Genomic DNA, 20,234 nt, shown 5'->3' on the forward strand with positions numbered 1-20,234 from the left:
GAAATTCCCCCATGGCGGCACATACCAAAATTATTACCTTGATTGCTGAGTTGCGAAAATCCATTCGCAATCTGGCACTGGCCTTTGTTTGCTCTGCTCTGGTGATTTTTTTTCTATCGCCGCATCTGCTGCAGGTGGTGCAGGGGCATCTGGCCGGCAAACTTTATTTCTTCTCCGTGGCCGGACCGTTTCTGGCCCACGTGAAACTGGCACTTTTCGCCGCATTATATGTGCTGATGCCCTGGTTCACGCAGGTTATGTGGCGGGCCCTGGGGAAACCGTTTCGAGTCTCCGGCGGGCAACTGTTTTTCTTTATCCTCTTTACTTGCCTGCTTTTTTACGCCGGAACACTTTTCTGCTACTATGTCACTCTGCCATTTGGCATTGAATTTTTACTTGGTTTTAGCTCTGAGGAATTGAAACCGGTAATATCCGTCGGCCAGTTTGTGAATTTCACAACGATTTTTATCCTGGCCTTCGGGTTCATTTTCGAACTGCCAATATTCATGGTGTTTCTGGCTAAGGTGGGGGTGTTCAAAAGGCGTTTTTATGAGAAAAACAGGCGATATGCCATTTTAATCATCTCTATCATCGCCGCAGTATTGACCCCGACCCCGGACGTCTTCAATATGTTGCTTATGGGGGCGCCTCTTTATTTGCTCTACGAATCAGGTATACTTATTCTGAGGGTCTTGAGAATCGGCGCGTAGAAGGGCGTTGTCGGATAAAAAATTCATCCTGTTGAATAACCGGGATATTAAAACTCGGTCAGGGCAATGCCGGCTGACCGAAGAAGTGCTGCCGTAACACCGATTTTTCCTGTAATTGCGCAGGAAGGGCTGCGGGCTTTGAGAAAAGCTCTGCGGACATTTTGCGAGGTGGCAATCTGCAATACCTGTTCGGCCCCCCGGATAAATTCGGCGGTAAGGTCGATGCCGCTTTTGGTGAGCACCCCGGCTGTTCCGGCAAGGACGCTGGTGCCGTCACCACCGACGATATCCGCGGCTTCCCTTGGTGTCGGCAGCCCTCCCAACTGTTCAGGGCATACGGGAATGCAGATTGTCCCGGTTATTGCGGCCAGACATTGATGGTCTGTTTTCGCTCTGCCATCATAACGGGTACAGAGGCCAAGCAGGCATGCGCTGACCAGACATGGGGAATTGTGCATAGTCAAATACGATGGACTCGTAAATAGTCGAATTTAAGATGGGTTATAATGTCGTTTATCAAGAAACAAGCAAAACCAAAACAGAAGCTGTCGGAACAGCAGGAAAGCAGGGTAATTAAGATTGTTCTGGCCCTTCTGGTCATCGCCGTGCTGTGGATTATTTTTGCTCCGGGTTCGGGAGTGGTCTCTCTTATGAGTAAACGATCCGAGTTGAAAAGATTACAGAAAGAGACAACTCAAATCGAACAGCGGATTGACCAGCTGCAAAATGATATTGATCGATTACATAAAGATCCGGCATATCTTGAGGAAGTCGCCCGGAAAGATTTCGGCCTTCTTAAAAAGAATGAAAAAGTATATGATTTCTCAAAGGCAGGACCTGAAAAAGACGAGTAGAGGGTTCGCACGGAACCCGTCATCAAGTCGCTCAGGAAAATCCGGATTTCGCTCCACAGCCTGGTGCGGGAGCCGATGCCAGCGATGTTCCTGAACCGAGTCTGAAGCTTCCAGCGGAGAGAACCTTTGTGACATTGTTACTTTGGCATTTGCTGCATTGAACCGGTTTGGAACTTTGTCTTGAAGTCGTGAGCACTTCAAATATATTGGCACAATCGTTGCACCTGTACTCGTATATCGGCATCGTTCTATCTCCGTAAAACTTTATCGCATTAAATCGGTGAAGATATCACATTGTTTGCAAATTTTAAGCTTTTCTTTCTGTGAGATATCCTGGGTGCATTCACAGAGCGTCCCCGATAAAAACCAGCAGAGATGCCCGCTTTGAAATTCCCAGGCTGGGCATTCCTCTTTTACATTACAGAGTTTTTTCTCCCAGCATGGCTTCAGGCTGTCCTGCCTGCCGCGCTGATTGATAAGCAGAAAATAGAGATGTCTCTCTATGTGGGCCGGAATCGTCCTCCAGCCTTGCTCGTAGCTGTGTATAGTCTTCAGTGACATGCCGAGAAGTTCTGCAAGTTTCTTTTGAGTTTTTCCAAGCTTTTTTCTGGATAAACTGAATTCTTCTTTGGTCAAGAGCTGCACCTCGTCTCAGGGTTAAAACTGTTAAGCTTCTTACCGCCTACTGTTGTGAAGCCGCTAATAATAGCTGAAGAGTCAGCTGAGAATAATAATCATGTCTTCCATAATTACCAAATTTTGACTGAAATGGCTCCGCTTTTTCGTGAAAAATTAAGAAAATGTTGTTTCCTCTGGAAGAGGAATGCTTACTGTACAAGACCGGTGGTTGGGTGTTTCTCGTTTTTTTTATGTCATCAAGAGGCTAAGCATGCTATGACTGCTCATCGAATGACCAAGATATTTCTGGTATGTGTTTGGGTTGGCGCTCTTTTTCTGTCCGGTTGTGCCAGTTTCATGAAACCTGAGATTGGGGCTCTTGCGCGACAGGATGCCCGAATAAACCTGAAGGCCGGAGGGGTGCAGAATGCAGCCTGGAATGCCAAAGACCTGTTGCTCACCTATTCGTATTCTGAAGCGGGTGATACCTTCAACCTGGCCGGCACGCTCAGTTTTGACCGGAGCCTGACCGATTCCTTTCCGGCCGTTAAAAGATTTTTTCTCAAAATGAGCTTTTTAGATAGTGAGGGCCGAGTTCTTGAAACGGTCGATATAACTCCTTTGTTAAGCACGTTTGGTGCTGTGCCGGATAATTTGACGGTTAAAGCCTCCATCCCGAAACCGGCCGGGGCCAGTGCCATCGCCTTCAATTATTTTGGAGCATTCATGAGTGGCAGTACCGAAGGCATGGGTGGAAGTCAATGGCAAATTTCTTATTTTCCTTTTGAATAATATCCCGGATTTGGATGCTATTATGGCTAGACAATTAATAGCGACGGAGGAGCATTTGGTGAGGCGTGAGTAATACGAAAAATGAGCTTCTGATCGGGTTGCAGTCTGTACTCCGATATCATAATGCGATTGGTATCAGCGAGTATCCGCTCAACGACGGAATGGAGTCTTTTTTACGGAAGGTGCCACAGGTGGCTGAGGTGAGCGCGCAGAAGCAATCGCTTGGTGCTGCTCAGGTTGCGCTGAAAAAGAGCCCTCCGGTAAACCGGTCACCGGTGAAAATCGAGGAGATCGAGGCAGAAATAGTCACCTGCCATGCTTGTGAACTGCATAAACAGCGGATCTATCCCGTTGCCGGTCGCGGCCCTGATAAAATCCGCTTGTTAATTGTTGGCGACTGGCTTTCTGCTGACGAGAGCGGGAATCTCCCGCCCGGCCATCTTTTTGGTGTGCAGCAGGACGAGATGCTCGGCAAAATGCTGGTGGCGATCAACTTATCCGCTGACAAGGTATTTATCACGAATGTCATTAAATGTGCAGTCCCCGCGACCTGTCAGCCCCAAGCCACTCATGTTCAGAGTTGCGCGTCCTTTTTACGGCGGCAGATTGTGACTCTTTCCCCTGAAATCATCTGTACCATGGGCATGGTCGCTGCACGCGCGGTATTGGAAAAATCTCAGCCGCTTTCGCGTCTACGGGGGAAGTTTCACGACTACGTGGTGGAAAAAGAGCAAAAAATTCCGGTTATTGCCACCTATCATCCGACCTATCTTCTGCAAAATCCTGAAATGAAACAGGCTACCTGGGCTGATCTGCAGCTTCTGGCCAGAAGACTGGGCCTGTTGTAATTAACGGATGAGAATAAGCCCACGCCTGCCGAGTTGACGCAGAAAGGCAGTGACGGATATTTCCGCCTCCAAAAGAGAGAGTCCGCTTTGTTCTGCCACATCGGCAATGATTCTCCTGACGTCTCTTGCCCCGTCGAACATCTGCCAGACTGTACTGCCCATTCCGTCCAACTGCAGTTTTTTGGTGGGTCTCTGTGTTATTCCCTTATGAAAGCGATTGGCGAGCTGCAAGAAAAACGGTTGGAGTTGTAAAGGGTATTCGATGAGAATATCACCGCTTTCAAGCACCTTCCATGAAACCGAAGGCGCTCTCTCCGGTATCCCCGCCAGGGCTTCGGTTCTGGTGAGTCCCTTGTGCGGTGATTTACGGTTGAATAATCTCATATCGCTGGTTGATCTGCTGGAGTGACGTCGGAGCTATCGGGCGGTTGGCGGAAAGAACAACTGCAAGGAGCCGATTGTTGTCAGTATCATGCCGGATTGCAGCCCTGATAAATGGTTTTTCCCGGCGAAGCCGAAAAAATACCTGCTGCACGACAGTTGGACATCTGAAACCTTCGCAGGAGTTGCCGCTTTTTCCGGCGACGATCTGCAGATGCGAGGCATTGGTCAGGATAGCGAGAATCTGTTGCAGGGACCGGTCCGTCAAACGGAGATCTGCAGGCCCTAAGCTACAGGTTTGCAGGAAAATATCGCTGCTCAAAAAAGACAGCCGGGTGAGTCCTGCCGCAAAAGTGTAATCCTGCAGAGTATAACTCGCAGGAAGCATAAGAGAAAAATCCTGGATACACCACAAATTTTCTTTTGGATTACTGCATGAAAGTGTCGACAGGGAGGAACAGATTTCTTGCATCAGAGCCGGGTCTGACGTAAGAATATGAAAGAGAATCAGCGTGTTGCATGCAGCACAAAAGCAGATACCTCCTTTCATTATGCCCTTGTTATCCCGATAATAGCTTACTTGCTCCCAATGAACCTGCAGTTGCTGCAGATCTTCGGGCAGATATGTATCCGTCACAACCGCGCCGAGCTCAGCCGCCCAGTGCCTCACTCTCTTTTGCAGGTTGCGGGAGGGATCATGCACGGATTGTTCCCAGCGGATCTGCACCAGGGGCTGAAAATTTTTTTCGAAAACGAGATGGTGGTTTCCGGAAACACGGGCATCCCAGGCTTTTGGAATAGTGAGCTGTACTCCGTTCCAGGCAATAAGTCTGGTGTTGTTTCGCTGCGCAGACCCTGCAGGCATTGTTGTATCGAGGTTACCTCGGGACAAGATAGGACCAGCCGGTTTTTTTCAGTTCTTCTCTGCGTTTTTCATCGGCCTTTTTGTTGCTCTGCTGGCAGACTTCAAGAAAACAGAGCTGTTCTTCCTCAATTTTGTCAGGGTAGGAAAGCCGCACCACATTGCCGATGGTTTCGTTGGAGTTCTTGCCGTTATATTGCAGCGCCAGGCTGACGCTGTTTTTATCTTTATCGATGAATTGCCATTTCCATACCTTCATGACCCCAAAGGAATCGCCGCTCCATGCATCGGGTTCACCAAATTCTTCACGAAATTTCCTCAATAATTGTTGATAGAACTCTTCACTCTTATCCGCATATTTCATATCCATCTTGAGAATCTGGTTAACATTTTTGCAGGTACCATAGGAGATGAACCCTTTTCTGAAACCATGCCAGTCCGTTACGACAACTTCCCTGAGTGCATCGTTCTGGACAATATCTGGATAATCGTTGACATTGGTTCCCAAAGCAATACCGGCAATTTCATGGGGAACTTTCTCAGTATTGGCGAGGAGGGGGAATGCAGTGCATAAGATACTGAATATTATGATCCATTTCATTGTGCTTTGCAGTGTTATCATGGGGCTTTTATCTCAATATTAGATTGTCGGTTTTGCTTGTTCTTTACTAAAGAATATGGGGTCGTGGCGATTAATGTCAAGTTATCTGTCGGTTACTCGCTTGACGGGTGTACGTGCCTTCATGAAAAATTCTTTGGGAAAAGCTCAAGGTTTTGAATAGCAAATCACTAGCCCCGCCCAAAAGCATTGCGGGACAAGTGCCTTCACCTAATTCCTGTCTTGTGAACAGCCAAGACTGGAATTCATAAGGCACTAACCCCGCCTAATAGCGTTGCTGGATTCTGTTTAATGCCCCTTGAGGGTACTCTTTTTAGTACTCGCTTGACGGGTATAAGTTCCTTCACGAAAAAATCTCTTGTAGAAAACACAATGTCATTTAACGCATCACTAGCCCCGCCTAAAAGCATTGCGGGACAAGTGCCTTCACCTAATTTCTGTCTTGTGAAAAGCCAAGACAGAAATTCATAAGGCACTAGTAAGCCAAATGCCCCAGCGATTTCATGATCAGGGCAAAACCCATGGCGAACATGCCGGAGAGCCCCATGCCGCAGGAAAAACCGGCGAGCAGGACCGGAGCGTATTGCCGCCACATCGGCCCGTATTTTTTCAGGAAAAAATATCTGCCCAGCAGAGCCCCGGCCACTTCAAGAACCAGGCCATGGGGAGTCGATTGGCCGAGCCCTCTAACTACGCCGTAGATGAGCAGTACCGGGAGGCCCAGAAGGCTGAGAATCATGTACATCACCAGCCCGAAGCCAAGACCGGAAAAAACGGTCATGCCGTTCAAGGCCTGATAAAACATGGAGTTTCCTTCCAGGGTAGAGGTTTGCATAAGCAGGGTGTTCAAGGCCTGCAGGTGCCATAATTCCTGGGCAAAGGGATAGTTGGCTGAAGGAATCGGTGCCAGCCGCCAGATAAATTGCGAGAAGAGCAGGCTGGCAATCATAACGATGGGAAAGACCAGCAGTTCCGCCTTGATAATGCCCCGCAGGGAGGTTCCGGTCAGTTCAATCTGGCGAAACTGGACGGTTGCCTCCCCGTAGTTGTGGATGGGAATGGGGGCATACCAGATTTCAATACCCTGATACCCGAAAAAACGGGCCCCGGCAATAAAGCTTGCTTCCCGCACGAGAGGGAGGCTGACAAACTGGCCGGCGATGCCTTCCATCCGTGCGGTTATATAGGAAATGATCGGGGTGTAGATGAAGCCGTAGGCAAGAAAGAAGATCCACGGAAAAGACGGGACCAGCCAGACACACAATGCCACATAGGCAAGCGTTGAAAAGAAATAAATACCGATGGCAATCCAGAAATTGAAGTCGCCCCGACCGGCCGGAGGATGAAACAGATCATGGAGCGTGCCTCTGTTGCCGTCTTTTTCACGAAAGGAACGGATCACAGACCAGATACCGATCAGGCCGATGGCCAGCCCCAGGCCGATACCAAAGCTCATATAAAAATCGAAGTTGTTGGCAAAAACCGTCTCAACCGTGGCCATGCCGGGATGCCATCTGGTCAGAATTCCGTGGGAATAGAGCATCGGATTAAGGATAATGGTAATGATCAGGCCAATGAGACCGCCGATCACCGCCCAGAAGGGCAGGACCATCCCGACAAAAAGAAGGCCAAGGTCAAGCTGCAGGCCGGTGGCGACGGCTGGCAGAATATCCTCCGTGTATCCGGTCAGCTCGATCCAGGGGATCGGGATAAGTCTGATCTGTTCGGTAAAGATGAGCCCGGAGATTATTGGCAGCACCACATACACAAAGCCGAACGCCAGGCCGATCACTCCACCAATGGAAAAAACCCGCCACTTCCAGCTCTCTTTTTTTTCTTCCGCCGACTCGGCCAGGGCCATGGTGCCGAGCGCGGCTACCGGAGCCATTGGAAACGGCAGTTTTTCAACATCCGATGTAATCCGGTAGAGAGCGTAGCCCAGGCCGAAATGATCAATGCGCTGAATAATCTGCGAGCCAACCAGCAGCAGTATCGGGATGAGCCAGTCGCGGTGGAAAAATGATCGTTCCACCATCGACTGCGAATCCGGTCCCGGGGCGACCCAGGTTGGAATGAATTCTGTCACTCCAAGCATTCTCGCCGCATCGGACTGGACCAGGTATTGGTTCCAGAGCAGGCCGGAAAAAGGTGAGGCCAGTGCGGCGCCCGCCATATAATAGAGGAGAAATATTTCCTGTTGTTTCAGGTCGGAATGGGCCCTTTTGGCAATCTCGGCAAATAATATGATGGTCACCCAGCGGGCAGCCGGACCGATGCCCTGGCCGATGACCAACTGGAGGTACATCGATCCCGGCATCATCAAAAAGCCGATGAAGATGGCACCGATGATGGTCTTCCAGTCAAAGCCTTCTTCAAAGTGTGAGGGCGCTTTGAGCAGGTCGCGATATTCTTTTAATTCTTTATCGTCATACATAACGTAGGTAATCCAGACTCAAGGTTCCCGGCAGTTAATCCGGTAACACCTGGTAACTCACATCGGTAAAAAGTCCAACCAGGGCCCAGCCGCCGCCCATGAGAAAATCACCGATTATCAGGCCGATGAAAAAATACTGCAGTTTCTTGAACAGTACTATACCTCCATAGCGCATACACAGGGCGTTGCAGGCCCAGCCGATAAAAAAGCTGACCCACAGAATACGCATGGCCGAGCTATAGGCGGTGAGGTAGCCGAGCGGATGGATGGGCCACCAGTAGATTCGATGATAACAGGTGACCAGAACCAGCATGACCACAGCTCCGGCCAGGGCGAAGATCAAGATCCAGCTGCCGGTGCTGGTGTCCATGGCAACCAGTCGGTATATATTGTCAAACACTGCGGTCGTCGTCTGGCTGGCCCAGTCAAGCTGCAGCTCGCGAATTCCGTAGCGGTAACAGAGGGTCATCATGGCCAGGATGGATGCGGTCATGGAGGCGATGATGGTCATGGCCAGGCCGGAAAAAAGCAGCAGGGCCGGTCTTCTGTTCTGATTCAGGTGACGGGCATGCAAAAGTGAGGGCAGCAACGATTCCCGCAGGTCGACAAACAGGACTTTTTGACTCATTCCGGCTAAAAGACCGCTGGCGCCGGCAAATAATTTCGTGCCGAACAGGGCAATCATGCCGTCGGTGGGGGCTGCGGTAAGGGTAAAGTAGGCAAGTCCGCCCTGGCAGATGATCCGTGTTGCCACCAGCATGATCATGAAAAAGGCACCGACGAGTACGACAGCCGTGAGCGGGGCCATGCCGAGCCGGATATACCACCAGACAATCGCGGCAAAGCCGATAATCGCCCCCCAGAACGAAATTCGGACATCAAACCATTCCGATCGCTCCGGGGACGGTTTTTTAAGAAAGAATGACTGCCGGCAGACATCGAGCAGGTGCAGCCGGGCCAGCCAGACAAGAAAGAGGAAAAAGACGCCGTAGGCGCCGATCATCTGCATTTCTTCCGGGCGGGCCAGGGTCGGTCCAAAGGTGACGCCCAGCTCAGAGACCGGGATGGTATACCCGAATAAATTAAGGATACCGTAGAGTAAACAGCCGCTTAAAAAGAAGAACCAGAAGGAGAAGGATATCTGTCGCGAGGTCAGAAAGGCAAAGCCGATAAAAGACGGATACAGATAGATCTTCAGTTTCGTGAAACCGGTAAGGATGCCGCTGTCTGAAAAATAGGGGCCGGCCAGAAAGAGGGTCGGAATGGACGGAATCGTTGGATAGTACAGGTTCAGACCATTCACCAGATGCAGAAATACGGGGATACAGAGACCGGTGAGCAGAAACCGGTTGAGGAAAAAACTGCCGGTTTGCCCGTTGCTTACCGCCTGGCTGATCATCTCCGGGACCTTCAATAATGGAAAATTCATCCGCTCATTATGAATCCACTGTCTGGACAGGATGTTGATCAGAAAAAGCATGACCATATAGCAGAGCAGGACGAAAATGGACCACAGCAGCAGCGGGGACAGCCATGGGGCCCAGGGGATTGCCCGCACCACCTCAAGCCAGCTCATATCCCGACCGCCGGTAATGCCGTTATATAAAAGCTCGATTGCCTGTGGGTCAGTCGGGGTCAGTGCCGGCGGAATAAAGGGAGTAAGCACTTCATCCCAGCGGTTGCCCGGGGTGGCGAAATGGACAGGGGCGGTAAGATTGATAAGGAAAGTGCGGGCAAAACCGGTGTAGGCGATACCGGAGCCGATAACCATCTCAATCCAGATAATCAGCAGTTCAGGGCCGGTGAGCAGCAGCCTGGAACGGAAAATTCGGGCGATCAGGCTGGTGCAGACCGCCAGAATTAAAAAAACAAAAAAGGGGGCGAGGGGAAAATGGCCGCCGCCAAGGGGAGTTGCCCGCAGAAAAATATTATTGTAGGGAGTGAGAAGACAAATAACGACAGCCAGCAAGAGCCCGAAGATGGGGGCCCGCAAGCGGATCGGTGGAGCTGTCGGATTGTGCGGGGAACTCTGCATGTCAGCTGTCCTCCGGAGCAAAGCCCTTGTCGGCGATAATTTTTTGGAAGGATTTTTGTAACTGGACATGGGCTGCATGGTCAAACGAACGCCAGACCAGCAGCTGTTTGCGCACTTCATGCAGAAATGAGGTGTTGATCCGCTGCCAGGCAGCCGATTCGCCGGATTGCCGGTGCAGGGTGATCTGTATTTCAAGAAATTCCTCGCCTTCCATAGCCGGGCAGAACTGGATGTCAACAGTCTGCATGATACCGAAGTCAAAAGGCGCGAGCCAGACATTGGCCCGTATGTGCAAACATCGTAAATCGGCCGGGGTATCCGATTCGGCGATCATCTTATGGATTTCATCAACCGTTGAGCAGCTGAAAACGACCTCGACGGGACCTGTCGAAAAGATTCCGTGCGACACATCACGGTGGCTGGTCAGATATTCGTAGACGAAGCCGCCAATGCTTTCATGTTCCCTGAATTTCATGAGAAACGGCAGGGTCACATGGATGGTATTGTTGACAGGCGGGGGCAGTTTAAAGGTTCGGTTGACATCGGGAATGGCAATGCGGGCGGCAACTCTTGCCGGGTAGAGCACCGAGAGAAGCACAACCGCGATAACGAGCACCATGGCCGCAATTCCGGCCCCCGAAGAGTAATTGACGGTGATCCCTTCCCAGAGTGGGGTCGCCGCCAGAAACGCCGCTGAAATCTGGGCCACCATATAGCCAATCACCACGGAAATAACGGCCAGGGCCATTGCTTCGGCGACAAAGAGAAAGCCGACATGGGAAGGGGCCAGACCCACCGAGGTGTAGACGCCGATTTCCCCCTTTCGCTCATAGACGGAGCTGATCATGGTGTTGAGAACGATCAAAACCGAGATGAGCAGCGGAATAATAATATTGGGAACCCCGCTGTAGTTCATGGTGTCGCTGATGTTGTACAGCCAGACCCCATCCTTTTCCCCGGCGAAAATGGCCAGGCTGAACCTGTCGGTCAAGGCGTTGACGATAGCGCCGATATCAGCGGTATCGCCCGGTTTGACGGCGATATTCTTCAGCTTGCCTCCAGCGGCCAGCAGGGTCTTCGCCGGGATGATTGCGATCTGTCCCGCCGGGATATGGATATATCTGCTCTGCATCGAGCGGACGTCGTCGCCGGATTCCAGGGCGTCCATTTCCGCTTCAGTCAGCTCTGTTCCCGCCTCGTCCGGGAAGATGACCGGAGTGAGTATTTCTCCGTCCAGGTCCACGGCCTTCTCGTACTCCTCCGCCTTGAAGGTGCCGATGACCGTAAACGGAAAACCCCAGAGTAATACCGTCTGGTCGCCCTGTACGGTGACCCCGAGTCGGGCGGCCATCTGCTCTTCAAGGATAATCGCCGTCTGGTCGCTATCGGAAAACCACCGGCCGGAGCTCAGGAGGGTGTTGAGTCCGGTAACCTCCGCCTCGTTCGGGCTCAGGCCGACAAGACCCTGGATGGTAATTTCACGAGTCCCATGGCGAAGCGGTACGCTGACTGGACGGGCAGGGTCATCGCCTTCCAGCCAGACTCTCGGTGCCGGTTTGCTGATTGTCGCCATACTGTTGACGAGAATATCGGTGGCCTGGGAGGGCAGGTTCTGCCAGTTGATTTTTTTCAGCAGGATGCCGAGGTACGGAGCCTGCGGTTGAAAAGGCAGTCTGACCTGTTGTCGGTTGGACTTGATGGTGGTGAAGCTCATTATGGTAAAAGTGAGAATAATCAGGGTAGTGCAGGTGAGCAGCGTGCGCAGGCGCCGTCGGCGCAGATTGGAGACACCCAGAAAAAATGCGGCAACGAACGCCTTCCAGTGACTGATCTCTTCCGGGCGTTTATGGGTGGCCCGTCGCTGCAGGCGGATCATCTCCTCTTCGAAGCGGAAAAAAATGATCAAAGTGACCATAAAGGAGAGGCCGATAATGAAAAATGCCAGGATGACCACCATTGGGCTATAGGCCAGTTCAAAGGCCGGATGAATGTTGTAGATGACGGCGATCAGCAGCACCAGGATCAGGCTGAAGCCGACAATGCGCTTGTAGATGGTGGCAAAATTGAACAGGAAACGCTCCATGACAAAGGCAAAGGGAACAAACAGGGCAATATAGAAGAGGACGCCGAAGAGGACATCTTTCTGGGTTTTCTCTACCTGGACATAGACGCGGGCCGCGAGAGCCAGGGCGTCTTCAGCCGCCGGGCGGGCGACTGAATAATTAAATCCGGCAAAACTGCTGGTGCTTTTGGCAAGCGCGGCAAGTCCCCGGGCTTTCAGGTCGTTGATCCGCGTGTCATAAATACCGTGCCGCTCCAGGTTGTCGATGCGTGGACCAAGAAGGGTCCAGGCATCGTGTGCCGCGTGATAAATGGTGTTGGGGATGGAAGGGTACTGATCGACCAGGTAGCCGAGACCAAGTTTGTCTTCTTCGGTGCCGTTGGTCAGAATCATTTTATTGGTAAGCACCGTGTCGGACAGGGTAAGTTTCAGACGGGTGCCAGGTTCGGTGTAGATGGAGGAGATAATCGATTCCCGGGTGTCGATACGGCTGTACCAGTAATGTTCCGGTGCGGCATCGCGTCTGCCGTCGAAGAGGTGGATTTTTGTCAGGTAGGCAAAATTGCGTGGTTCAAGCAGATCGAACAGGGTCGTCTGCCGGCAATTGAACATGACCAGATCCGTCTGCATCGATTTCCGCAGCAGTTTCAAGCGGTAATTGTCTTTTCCGGTTTCTTTTTTGTCGATTGCCCAGATAACCTTACCGGTATCCTCGTCGAATCGGTAACCTTCAATGACCAGTTTATCCAGGACATGCTTTTTATCGGCCAGCCCTTTAATCTGGAAATAACCGGATTCATCGACCATGGCGTAAAATTTATTGTTGCCCTGATAGGCAAGAATTGTCGTGTCGGCTGCCGGGAAATTGGCGAACAGCTCCCCCTGCAGTAGCAGATTGGTGCGCGCGGTCACCGCTACAAAACCATCTCGTGGAGAATTCTCGGGCTTCAGATTTTTCGTCTCTGTGAGTCGGTAAATAAGTCGCTCGACCAGCCTGCTCTGGTCTAGCAGATAGGGCCAGTCTATTTTTTCCACCGTGTCCGCAGGCGTTCCCCACAGCAGCCGTCCATCCCCCGTCGTCACCAGGCTGAGGCCAAGGTAGCCCGCCAGGGCACTGACTTCGCCGCCCAGGTTCGGTTGATCGAGAAACCAGGAATCCCAGGAGCGCAGATGACTCGGCCGTAAGGTGTCCTGATACTTGGCCCTGCCGATGCCCGGCCTGCCTGCATCCTCGAGAATGTCGGCGATGGGGCTGTACATCGAAGTTCTGTTGACGGTCTGCTTGAGATTATAGAGCCAGCCGCGATGAAACCCTCCCACCCCGTCGCCGTGGCTGGAGAGATGGAGACTGACGATTGCCGCCACCTCGTAGTCCCTGACCTGGTTGCGGAAAGTCGAGGCGGATTGCAGCGCTTTGAGCTGGTTGCCGGCATCTTTCAGCAGAAGCTCATTTCTTTCGATCGCGCCGGGTAGTATCCGGGCAAGCAGCTCCGTCTCCGCGGGCGGCAGATTATGGAAGCTTTCCGCCCAGCCAAGCCTTCTGTAGAGCAGACGCTGCTGTGCGGTACGTTTGATCGACTGCTGCGCCTCTTCTGTCTGTGCGCCGAGGCGCAGCTGCATGAGCTGTCTCGACACCTGGTCGATAGCCTGATCGAGACTGCGTTTGACAGCTGTTGCTAAATTTTTATCCCGCTTGCTATCTTCGGTTAGAGGAAAATGAAGCCCGTGCAGCATCTCCAGGTTGGCATTGGCCCTGGCAATTTTTTTCTGCAGCCGGCGCTTGGTATCGCGCAGATCCTTGGATCTGACATTGGTACTCCAGATCATATCCCGCATCCCAGCAAGAGTCTGTGCCTGACCGCTGGTGGCAATCAGCATGACAGATCGCTGCGGTGGTTTCATCTTCAGGGATTTGGCCAGCTCGAGAAAGGTGGCGATAGAGGTGGCGGCATCGGCGCCGGGAGAGTTGCCGGCGACAAATTCTTCGTTATCGAAAAATGTTTCAATGATCAGCAGCTCTTTTTTTAACTGCGGATCGGTGCCTTCAATACGCGAATAGATGTTTTGTGCGAGATAGTTCTCCCAGACGCTGCGGGACTGCAGTTCTACCTGGGAAAAGAGAGGCGTTCTCTGGTTATGCAGTGGCCCGAACAATCGAACAGCCTGGTCTTTTTTCATCCAGAAGCAGGGAAACTGCAAGGGCGTTAGTTCTTGTTTCTCGGTAAAGAAAATGCGTCCCTGGCTGTCGTCACCCTGCAGGAAAATAGCCGCTTTTACCCCAAGTGAGGCGAGCAGCTGCCAGTTTCTGCCGGAATCGAAATCGATCAGAACGATGCTGTTTTGGATATCTTTGCCGTCAATGTCCCGGAGCTGACCCTTGCCGACATAAAAGAGCGGCCCGCTCAGTTTTCCATCTGTCGCCTCCGGGGTTATCGCGTTATTGATAAAGGGGACTAAAGGAATCTTTTTGTCTCCCATGCGCAGTTCCGCCCCCAGAAAACGACGGACGGGCAGTTCATAGAAATACGCCTGCGGGTCAAGCCCCAGGGACTGCAGCTCCTGCTCGACAAATTCTACCGCCTTTTCATAGCCCGCCGAGCCGGTCGTTCTGCTGCCAAAGCTGCTGAGGGTCTCAATCGTCCGGCGCAGGGCATCGTCCGGCGCAGCAGTCCCGGCGTGTGCAGGGACAAAACTATGCACAACCAGACAGAAGACGATGCCAAGAAAAAAAAGGATTTTTTTCATTGCCGGAAGAGGAGGTTCCTGGTTGAGGTTTGTTGTGCTGAACGATGAGATGCCTCAATGTCAGTGCGCGGCACTTTCCAGGCCGCCTGTTTTGATGTCGAGCTCGTCTCTTTGTTGAATTTTATCGACCCGCCCGTCCCTGATCCAGACAACCTGGTCCGATACATTGAGCATTTTATAATCGTGGGTCGCTGAAATGACCGTGACATTGCGTTGCAGGCTGAGTTCCTTCAACAGCCGGATTATATCTTCACCGGTCGACAGATCGAGGTTGCCGGTTGGTTCATCGGCCAGGATGATGGCGGGGCTGTTGGCCAGGGCCCGGGCTACGGCAACACGCTGCTGCTGACCGCCGGAAAGCTCCGATGGCCGGTGGCTCTGTCTGCCGGTGAGTCCCACCTGGTCAAGCAGCTCCATGCCGCGCTGCAGGGCTGCATCATTCGACACCCCGGCAAAGGTCATGGGAATGGTAATATTCTCGAGAGCAGTCATGACCGGGATAAGATTAAAGGTCTGGAAGATATAGCCAATCTTGCGACAGCGCAGCCAGGCAAGTTCATAGGCATCAAGCTGCGCGATATCCACCTCATCGATGAAAACCTTGCCGCTGGTTGGTTTGTCGAGGCCGCCGATCATATTGAAAAGCGTCGATTTTCCCGATCCTGAAGGCCCCATGATAGAGATATATTTTCCCTCTTCAATCTCAAGATCAATACCTTTTAAGACATGGACGACTATTTTACCAAGATCGAAATCCTTGGTGACCCCGGTGACCCGGACGATTTTTTTCGCTTCGCTCATAGTGTCATTGCCTCTTCTCGTAGCTTTGCGTGCCTGAAAATAGACGCTCTATTGTTCCACCCGCATGGCATCGACCGGCAGCATGCGGGAGGCAACTATCGCCGGGTAGAGGACTCCCAGCAGACTGAGACCGGTTCCTGTGCCTATCGCATACAGGACAATTGTCCCTATAGCACGCCACGGCATATACGCGAGTGATGACAGGCCGAAGCTGAAAAGTGATTCGGAACAGGCAACCAGAGCGCCCAGCAGGGCACCGACTATGCCACCTGCCAATCCCTGCATTGTTGCTTCCATAACAAATATTCTGACAATAAATCGGTCCAGGGCCCCGAGGCATTTCAGGGTGCCTATTTCCCGAAAACGTTCGGTCACCGACATCAGCTGGGCGTTGATTATACCGACCACACAGACCAGCAGGGAGAGAAAAACGATCCAGCGCTGCTTGGCCGAGCTGCCGATATTGTCCGTACTGGTGCTATCGGCGGTTGCCGGATTGACATCGTAGCCTATTTTGCTGAGGACGGGCAGAAATGCGGGATCTTGTGAGAGGACCAGACTTGTGGTGATCTTGTTGCCCGCCTGGGTGAAGGTAAGAAAGGCCACTGCAAGAACAAGGCTCATGGTCGTGACCAGGGAGCGAAAAAAACGGACCCGGATCGACTGGTAAGCCATCTGGAAGGATTTGGCAAACGGCAATGCGACAAGGCGTCTCATGGCAACAGGTCCCGGGGTTGAGTTGGCAACGGGCTTAAAAAGCGTTCAGGCAGAAAAGAGCAGCTCGCCATACGGACGAATCTAGTTTCTAATCAGGAGCTTGTCAACGAATGTCCCTGGAAAATTGATAATCTCGTAAAACTTAAAGCTGGGGCTGTCTTGGGCCTTTTACGGTCAATACAACTTCTCGAGATATCGCTCCCTGATATGCCGGAGAAAATAATCGGGGTTCGTGGTTTCTCCGCTTGCCGCGTGGATAATCTCCTGGGAATCCATGGTCGAACCTTTACTCCAGATCGCCTCCTGCAGCCAGTTGCGGATAAATTTGACATCGCCGCCGGCAAGTCTCTGTTGCCAGTCCGGGTGGGTGCGGCGGATGGCGGCGAAGAGTTGCGCGCTGTTGAGTGCCCCTATGGTATACGACGGGAAATAGCCGAAAGATCCGTCGGTCCAGTGCATGTCCTGCAGGCAGCCGTCGCGGTAGTTCCCTTTGGTGGGAAGACCGAGATATTCCTCCATTTTGTCGTCCCAGATCGTCGGAATATCGTCGACCTTAAGATCGCCGTTGATCAGACGGCTTTCAATCTCATAGCGAAGAATTACATGCAGGGGGTAGGTAACCTCGTCGGCCTCGACACGGATGTAGCTTGGCTGGACCCTGGTCGCCGCTGCCCAGAGCTGGGAAGCGTCGAATACTGCGGTGGCGGGCAGAAGGTCATGCAGTGTGGTGCTGAAAAAAGCCATAAAGGAGCGGGATAAAAAAATCTGTTTTTCAAACAGCAGACTCTGGCTTTCATGGAGGCATAAGTTGCGCGCATGCCCAGCAGGCAGGCCGTCCCATTCGCCCGGCAGGCCGCTTTCGTATCCGGCATGCCCAGTTTCATGGGCGGTTGCCAGCAGAGCATCGAGGAAATCGGTCTGCCTAAATCTGGTGGTAATGCGCTGATCGCCCCGGCAGCCGGTGCTGAAGGGATGTGAGCTGACATCAAGGCGTCCCTGGTCGAAATTAAAACCGAGGCAGCGCATCAGTTCCTGGTTCAGCAGCAGCTGTCTGTCTATCGGATACTGACCGTTAAGATCCGGGGCGACATCGCTCTTCTGTTTTTCCACAACCTGCTGCACCAGTTCCGGCAGAACCTGCTTGAGTCTGGCGAAAACCTCACCAATAAAGCTGTTGCTGTCCCCGGTACAATACAGATCGAGCAGAGCGTCATAGGGCGTCGAAAAGCGGCCGGCGGCAAAGTCGTGTCGTGCCTGAGCCTCCTCTTGAGCCAGAAATACTACTTCGCGGAAATTTTTCAGAAAACCAGGCCAGTCGTTTTCTTTTCTCTGGCTACGCCAGTCGTGTTCGCATTTTGAACCGGCCAGGGATTTTGCCTTTACCAGATCGGGGGAAAGGCAGAGGGCACGCCGGTATTCGCGATCCATCTCCTGCAGACTGCGTTTCCGGGCGGCATCATTAACCTCATCCGCAGCCTCCAGCAGCAGATCTCCGGTTCTGGGCGAGGTCAGCAGCTCATGTCGCAGGGTAATCAGTTCGGCGACCGACTTTGCTCGAGGTTCACTGCCGCCTGGCGGCATCATCACCAGATGATCCCATTGGAGAAAGGTGACTGCGTGGTCCAGCCGGCTCAGTTTTTGAAAATGTTCGACAAGTAACAGGTAGGCGGAAGGCATATATATCCTCGTTGATATGCGAAAGAATCATTGTTGGAGCAAATCGCCAAAATGTACGGGGAGCAGTGTCCGGTTGTTGTGCAGCAAACCAAGCAGGATATCCAGCAGTTCCAGGGCGGCGCCATTCATTCTCTGGTGATGGAGCATAATACCGCACAGTCCTGAGGCAAGCCCCTGCTCAATTTCTGTGACCAGGTTTTGAAAGCCAAGATGTGGTTCGGCTTCCTTTCGGGTGTGCAGATCGACGTTCACCTGCAGATCAGGGAGCTGCGGAAGCGTCTCAGGTCGGGCACCTCTGCTTCTTGAAACAGCTTTGAAATCAAGATCGATGAGTGCCTGGAGGGTGTCGCTGCTGCACCTGTTCCATGGCGGGGTGAAAATCGGCTGAAAATCATGGCCAAGGAGCCGCTCCAGTCTGCTCCTGCCTTTGGCGAGACTGGCATGTATCGCATTTTTTGTTCGAGCCGGACCAAATTCCTGTTTCTTGCCGGCAGGTTCGAAGTTTCGGTGGAGGCGGCCATGCTGGTGCCAGCACCATTGTGCACTGTTTGTCCCGGTCAGGCGGCGCAGCTCCTGTAGACGAGCGGTGGTCAGCCAGGCGGGCACGGTTGCCAGACAGAGGGGCAGCCGGTGCTTTTGAAAACATTGAATCATTTGGGCGAAGGTCTGTGAGGCAATGCCGATATCATCGGCGCGAAAGAATACCCGCGGACGGTTGACTGACAACTGGCAGCCCCGGTCGATGTGGCTGGCGATTGTTTCACGCATGCCAGAGTGCCTGATGGTGTAGAGTCTTGATGCAGGTTTAGTCATAAGTCTAAACTTCCGAGTGGGTTTAAAACATGCGAAGCAGAGCAGTGCTCATTTTAGTCATCTGTTGTTTGAATGTTCCCTTTTCATAACCTTTTTTATGTTTTAATACGGAAATCACCTCTTCTTTTTTCTCTTTTTTGGGGAAGTCTGAAAGGGTCTTTTTCGAGGTGTTTTGGGCTTTTCTTCGTAATACCAGCGCGATTGTACACAGGGCGGCAACATATCGTAAGGCAGTCCTATCTCATGCAGTTTTCTCCATGTACCGTCTGGTGACAAAATGGAGCTCATCTCACCATCTATGATGACTCTCGGAGTGACTATGTCAGGGAAAGCAATAATTTCGTCAGTGAGTATTTTCTGAAGAAACGAGTCAAAATATCGGCACGAAAGGTCAAGGACGTGCGGTAATGGATCATACTTCGCCTCCAAGTCAGGAGGGTACGGAATAACCCCGGTTGGATGAGAGAAGGTACACATTGTTGCACCCTCAGGTATAACTGGCTTTTTTGACCGATAGCCAAAGGTTTCTGAGATCCAGAGAGCGAGAGGTCCGGTGTGTTTTTCTGCTTCTTTGACTCTCCGGTACGGCTCTTCGGTTATGATATTTCCTAACTGAAAGGTGAATTGTATTTGGTCTTTATATTTGCTTTTCTTTTGCAGGATTTCAACAATTTTCAGCGAATCTTCGTGGGATTCCGGTGATTGCTCAAAGGCATGGACATTTATAAAATTGCCGTTATGTACGAATGGAATGCTGCCGGCGATAGCCAAAATGCCGAGTCCTGAGCCAAACTCACACCCTACTACTTTTCCAGGCAGGTTATCAGATGGCTTCAGGTTAACTAAATGGTGGACCAGGGCTGCTGTCGCTTTAACGTCCAGAATGCAATCCAGTGCACCGAGATGTTGAGAATATCGTTCAAGTAATTTTCCAAGATCGTCTTTTTCAAGAATTTGTTGTCGTAACAAGTCATAGGGATTTCTCCCCTGACGTTCAAGTATGGCAGCTTTTGTGTTTAATTCTCTGTTTTTGTCGATGATATTCCTGAACTTGGAGTCATCCAAGTGGAAAAGATTCTGGATATAGAGCTGAGTGAAATTTGCAACCAGTGAAGCTTCCTGTGTAAAAGATAAATCAGTCTCGCGTGAATCAACAAGATTGTCATAGGCTTTAGCCAGCAAGATTTCTATCGAGTATTCCGTAGTCATAAATATCACTTAAAATATGTAATTATTTTCAAAGCAGTACAGGTTTATGTGAAAGGA

The 20,234-nt window shown here is 51.6% G+C and carries 18 protein-coding genes; 4 read left to right on the top strand and 14 right to left on the bottom strand.

Annotated elements, in window-relative coordinates:
- The first annotated feature begins 11 nt into the window (after nucleotides 1-11).
- Nucleotides 12-710 (top strand): twin-arginine translocase subunit TatC, encoded by a 699-nt coding sequence (locus tag FCL47_RS20980; RefSeq protein WP_136815685.1) that lies wholly within the window; start codon nucleotides 12-14, stop codon nucleotides 708-710.
- A 47-nt stretch (nucleotides 711-757) separates the two neighbouring features.
- On the opposite strand, the gene FCL47_RS20985 is transcribed toward FCL47_RS20980, so the two are convergent.
- The gene (locus tag FCL47_RS20985; protein ID WP_136815686.1) at nucleotides 758-1,168 is read right to left on the bottom strand and encodes a DUF523 domain-containing protein; all 411 of its coding nucleotides are present in this window, start codon (nucleotides 1,166-1,168) and stop codon (nucleotides 758-760) included.
- Nucleotides 1,169-1,216: 48 nt separating this feature from the next.
- Here FCL47_RS20985 and FCL47_RS20990 point away from each other — a divergent pair, with 48 nt between their 5' ends.
- Complete coding sequence (locus FCL47_RS20990) at nucleotides 1,217-1,564, top strand: septum formation initiator family protein (RefSeq protein WP_136815687.1); 348 nt, start codon at nucleotides 1,217-1,219, stop codon at nucleotides 1,562-1,564.
- A 31-nt stretch (nucleotides 1,565-1,595) separates the two neighbouring features.
- On the opposite strand, the gene FCL47_RS25750 is transcribed toward FCL47_RS20990, so the two are convergent.
- Nucleotides 1,596-1,808 (bottom strand): zinc ribbon domain-containing protein, encoded by a 213-nt coding sequence (locus tag FCL47_RS25750; protein ID WP_136815688.1) that lies wholly within the window; start codon nucleotides 1,806-1,808, stop codon nucleotides 1,596-1,598.
- Nucleotides 1,809-1,828: 20 nt separating this feature from the next.
- The gene (locus FCL47_RS21000; protein ID WP_240744328.1) at nucleotides 1,829-2,209 is read right to left on the bottom strand and encodes a DNA-binding transcriptional regulator; all 381 of its coding nucleotides are present in this window, start codon (nucleotides 2,207-2,209) and stop codon (nucleotides 1,829-1,831) included.
- Between the two features lie 249 nt (nucleotides 2,210-2,458).
- Here FCL47_RS21000 and FCL47_RS21005 point away from each other — a divergent pair, with 249 nt between their 5' ends.
- Complete coding sequence (locus tag FCL47_RS21005; protein ID WP_136815690.1) at nucleotides 2,459-2,974, top strand: hypothetical protein; 516 nt, start codon at nucleotides 2,459-2,461, stop codon at nucleotides 2,972-2,974.
- Between the two features lie 65 nt (nucleotides 2,975-3,039).
- Entirely contained in the window at nucleotides 3,040-3,822 is a 783-nt protein-coding gene (locus tag FCL47_RS21010) for a uracil-DNA glycosylase (protein ID WP_136815691.1), read from the top strand.
- Here the strand turns inward: FCL47_RS21010 and FCL47_RS21015 are convergent, their stop codons facing one another.
- The 11 genes from FCL47_RS21015 to FCL47_RS21065 all read right to left on the bottom strand — a co-directional run bounded on the left by FCL47_RS21015 (nucleotide 3,823) and on the right by FCL47_RS21065 (nucleotide 20,177).
- Nucleotides 3,823-4,206 (bottom strand): PqqD family protein, encoded by a 384-nt coding sequence (locus tag FCL47_RS21015; RefSeq protein ID WP_136815692.1) that lies wholly within the window; start codon nucleotides 4,204-4,206, stop codon nucleotides 3,823-3,825.
- Nucleotides 4,187-5,068 carry a hypothetical protein gene (locus tag FCL47_RS21020; protein WP_136815693.1) on the bottom strand — a complete coding sequence of 294 codons (882 nt, stop codon included), beginning with the start codon at nucleotides 5,066-5,068 and terminating at the stop codon, nucleotides 4,187-4,189. The genes FCL47_RS21015 and FCL47_RS21020 overlap by 20 nt, the downstream gene beginning before the upstream one ends.
- A 13-nt stretch (nucleotides 5,069-5,081) precedes the next feature.
- Entirely contained in the window at nucleotides 5,082-5,666 is a 585-nt protein-coding gene (locus tag FCL47_RS21025) for a hypothetical protein (RefSeq protein WP_136815694.1), read from the bottom strand.
- A gap of 493 nt (nucleotides 5,667-6,159) precedes the next feature.
- The gene (locus FCL47_RS21030; RefSeq protein WP_136815695.1) at nucleotides 6,160-8,118 is read right to left on the bottom strand and encodes a peptide transporter; all 1,959 of its coding nucleotides are present in this window, start codon (nucleotides 8,116-8,118) and stop codon (nucleotides 6,160-6,162) included.
- A 34-nt stretch (nucleotides 8,119-8,152) separates the two neighbouring features.
- A complete protein-coding gene (locus tag FCL47_RS21035) occupies nucleotides 8,153-10,153 on the bottom strand; it encodes a DUF6785 family protein (protein ID WP_136815696.1) in 2,001 nt (666 codons plus the stop codon).
- 1 nt (nucleotide 10,154) lies between these two features.
- On the bottom strand, nucleotides 10,155-14,960 hold the full coding sequence (locus tag FCL47_RS21040) for an FtsX-like permease family protein (RefSeq protein WP_136815697.1): 4,806 nt from the start codon (nucleotides 14,958-14,960) through the stop codon (nucleotides 10,155-10,157).
- A gap of 60 nt (nucleotides 14,961-15,020) precedes the next feature.
- Nucleotides 15,021-15,761 carry an ABC transporter ATP-binding protein gene (locus FCL47_RS21045; protein WP_136815698.1) on the bottom strand — a complete coding sequence of 247 codons (741 nt, stop codon included), beginning with the start codon at nucleotides 15,759-15,761 and terminating at the stop codon, nucleotides 15,021-15,023.
- A gap of 48 nt (nucleotides 15,762-15,809) precedes the next feature.
- Nucleotides 15,810-16,478, bottom strand: a complete 669-nt coding sequence (locus FCL47_RS21050; protein WP_136815699.1) for an ABC transporter permease — start codon at nucleotides 16,476-16,478, stop codon at nucleotides 15,810-15,812.
- A gap of 174 nt (nucleotides 16,479-16,652) precedes the next feature.
- Entirely contained in the window at nucleotides 16,653-18,155 is a 1,503-nt protein-coding gene (locus FCL47_RS21055) for a carboxypeptidase M32 (RefSeq protein WP_136815700.1), read from the bottom strand.
- Between the two features lie 27 nt (nucleotides 18,156-18,182).
- Nucleotides 18,183-18,968, bottom strand: coding sequence for a hypothetical protein (locus FCL47_RS21060; RefSeq protein WP_136815701.1), 786 nt, complete (start codon nucleotides 18,966-18,968; stop codon nucleotides 18,183-18,185).
- Nucleotides 18,969-19,082: 114 nt separating this feature from the next.
- Nucleotides 19,083-20,177: a hypothetical protein gene (locus FCL47_RS21065; protein ID WP_136815702.1), complete on the bottom strand. Its 1,095-nt coding sequence runs from the start codon at nucleotides 20,175-20,177 to the stop codon at nucleotides 19,083-19,085.
- Nucleotides 20,178-20,234: the final 57 nt, after the last annotated feature.

Origin of the sequence: Desulfopila sp. IMCC35006, assembly GCF_005116645.1 — a bacterium.
Taxonomy (GTDB): domain Bacteria; phylum Desulfobacterota; class Desulfobulbia; order Desulfobulbales; family Desulfocapsaceae; genus Desulforhopalus_A.

Excerpts from the sequence above, each read along its gene's own strand:
- FCL47_RS21020 (WP_136815693.1), bottom strand. The coding sequence starts at position 5,068 with ATGCCTGCAGGGTCTGCGCAGCGAAACAACACCAGACTTATTGCCTGG.
- FCL47_RS20980 (WP_136815685.1), top strand. The coding sequence starts at position 12 with ATGGCGGCACATACCAAAATTATTACCTTGATTGCTGAGTTGCGAAAA.
- FCL47_RS21060 (WP_136815701.1), bottom strand. The coding sequence starts at position 18,968 with ATGACTAAACCTGCATCAAGACTCTACACCATCAGGCACTCTGGCATG.
- FCL47_RS21045 (WP_136815698.1), bottom strand. The coding sequence starts at position 15,761 with ATGAGCGAAGCGAAAAAAATCGTCCGGGTCACCGGGGTCACCAAGGAT.
- FCL47_RS21025 (WP_136815694.1), bottom strand. The coding sequence starts at position 5,666 with ATGAAATGGATCATAATATTCAGTATCTTATGCACTGCATTCCCCCTC.
- FCL47_RS21050 (WP_136815699.1), bottom strand. The coding sequence starts at position 16,478 with ATGAGACGCCTTGTCGCATTGCCGTTTGCCAAATCCTTCCAGATGGCT.
- FCL47_RS25750 (WP_136815688.1), bottom strand. The coding sequence starts at position 1,808 with ATGCCGATATACGAGTACAGGTGCAACGATTGTGCCAATATATTTGAA.
- FCL47_RS20990 (WP_136815687.1), top strand. The coding sequence starts at position 1,217 with ATGTCGTTTATCAAGAAACAAGCAAAACCAAAACAGAAGCTGTCGGAA.
- FCL47_RS21040 (WP_136815697.1), bottom strand. The coding sequence starts at position 14,960 with ATGAAAAAAATCCTTTTTTTTCTTGGCATCGTCTTCTGTCTGGTTGTG.
- FCL47_RS21030 (WP_136815695.1), bottom strand. The coding sequence starts at position 8,118 with ATGTATGACGATAAAGAATTAAAAGAATATCGCGACCTGCTCAAAGCG.
- FCL47_RS21005 (WP_136815690.1), top strand. The coding sequence starts at position 2,459 with ATGACTGCTCATCGAATGACCAAGATATTTCTGGTATGTGTTTGGGTT.
- FCL47_RS21035 (WP_136815696.1), bottom strand. The coding sequence starts at position 10,153 with ATGCAGAGTTCCCCGCACAATCCGACAGCTCCACCGATCCGCTTGCGG.
- FCL47_RS20985 (WP_136815686.1), bottom strand. The coding sequence starts at position 1,168 with ATGCACAATTCCCCATGTCTGGTCAGCGCATGCCTGCTTGGCCTCTGT.
- FCL47_RS21065 (WP_136815702.1), bottom strand. The coding sequence starts at position 20,177 with ATGACTACGGAATACTCGATAGAAATCTTGCTGGCTAAAGCCTATGAC.
- FCL47_RS21015 (WP_136815692.1), bottom strand. The coding sequence starts at position 4,206 with ATGAGATTATTCAACCGTAAATCACCGCACAAGGGACTCACCAGAACC.
- FCL47_RS21055 (WP_136815700.1), bottom strand. The coding sequence starts at position 18,155 with ATGCCTTCCGCCTACCTGTTACTTGTCGAACATTTTCAAAAACTGAGC.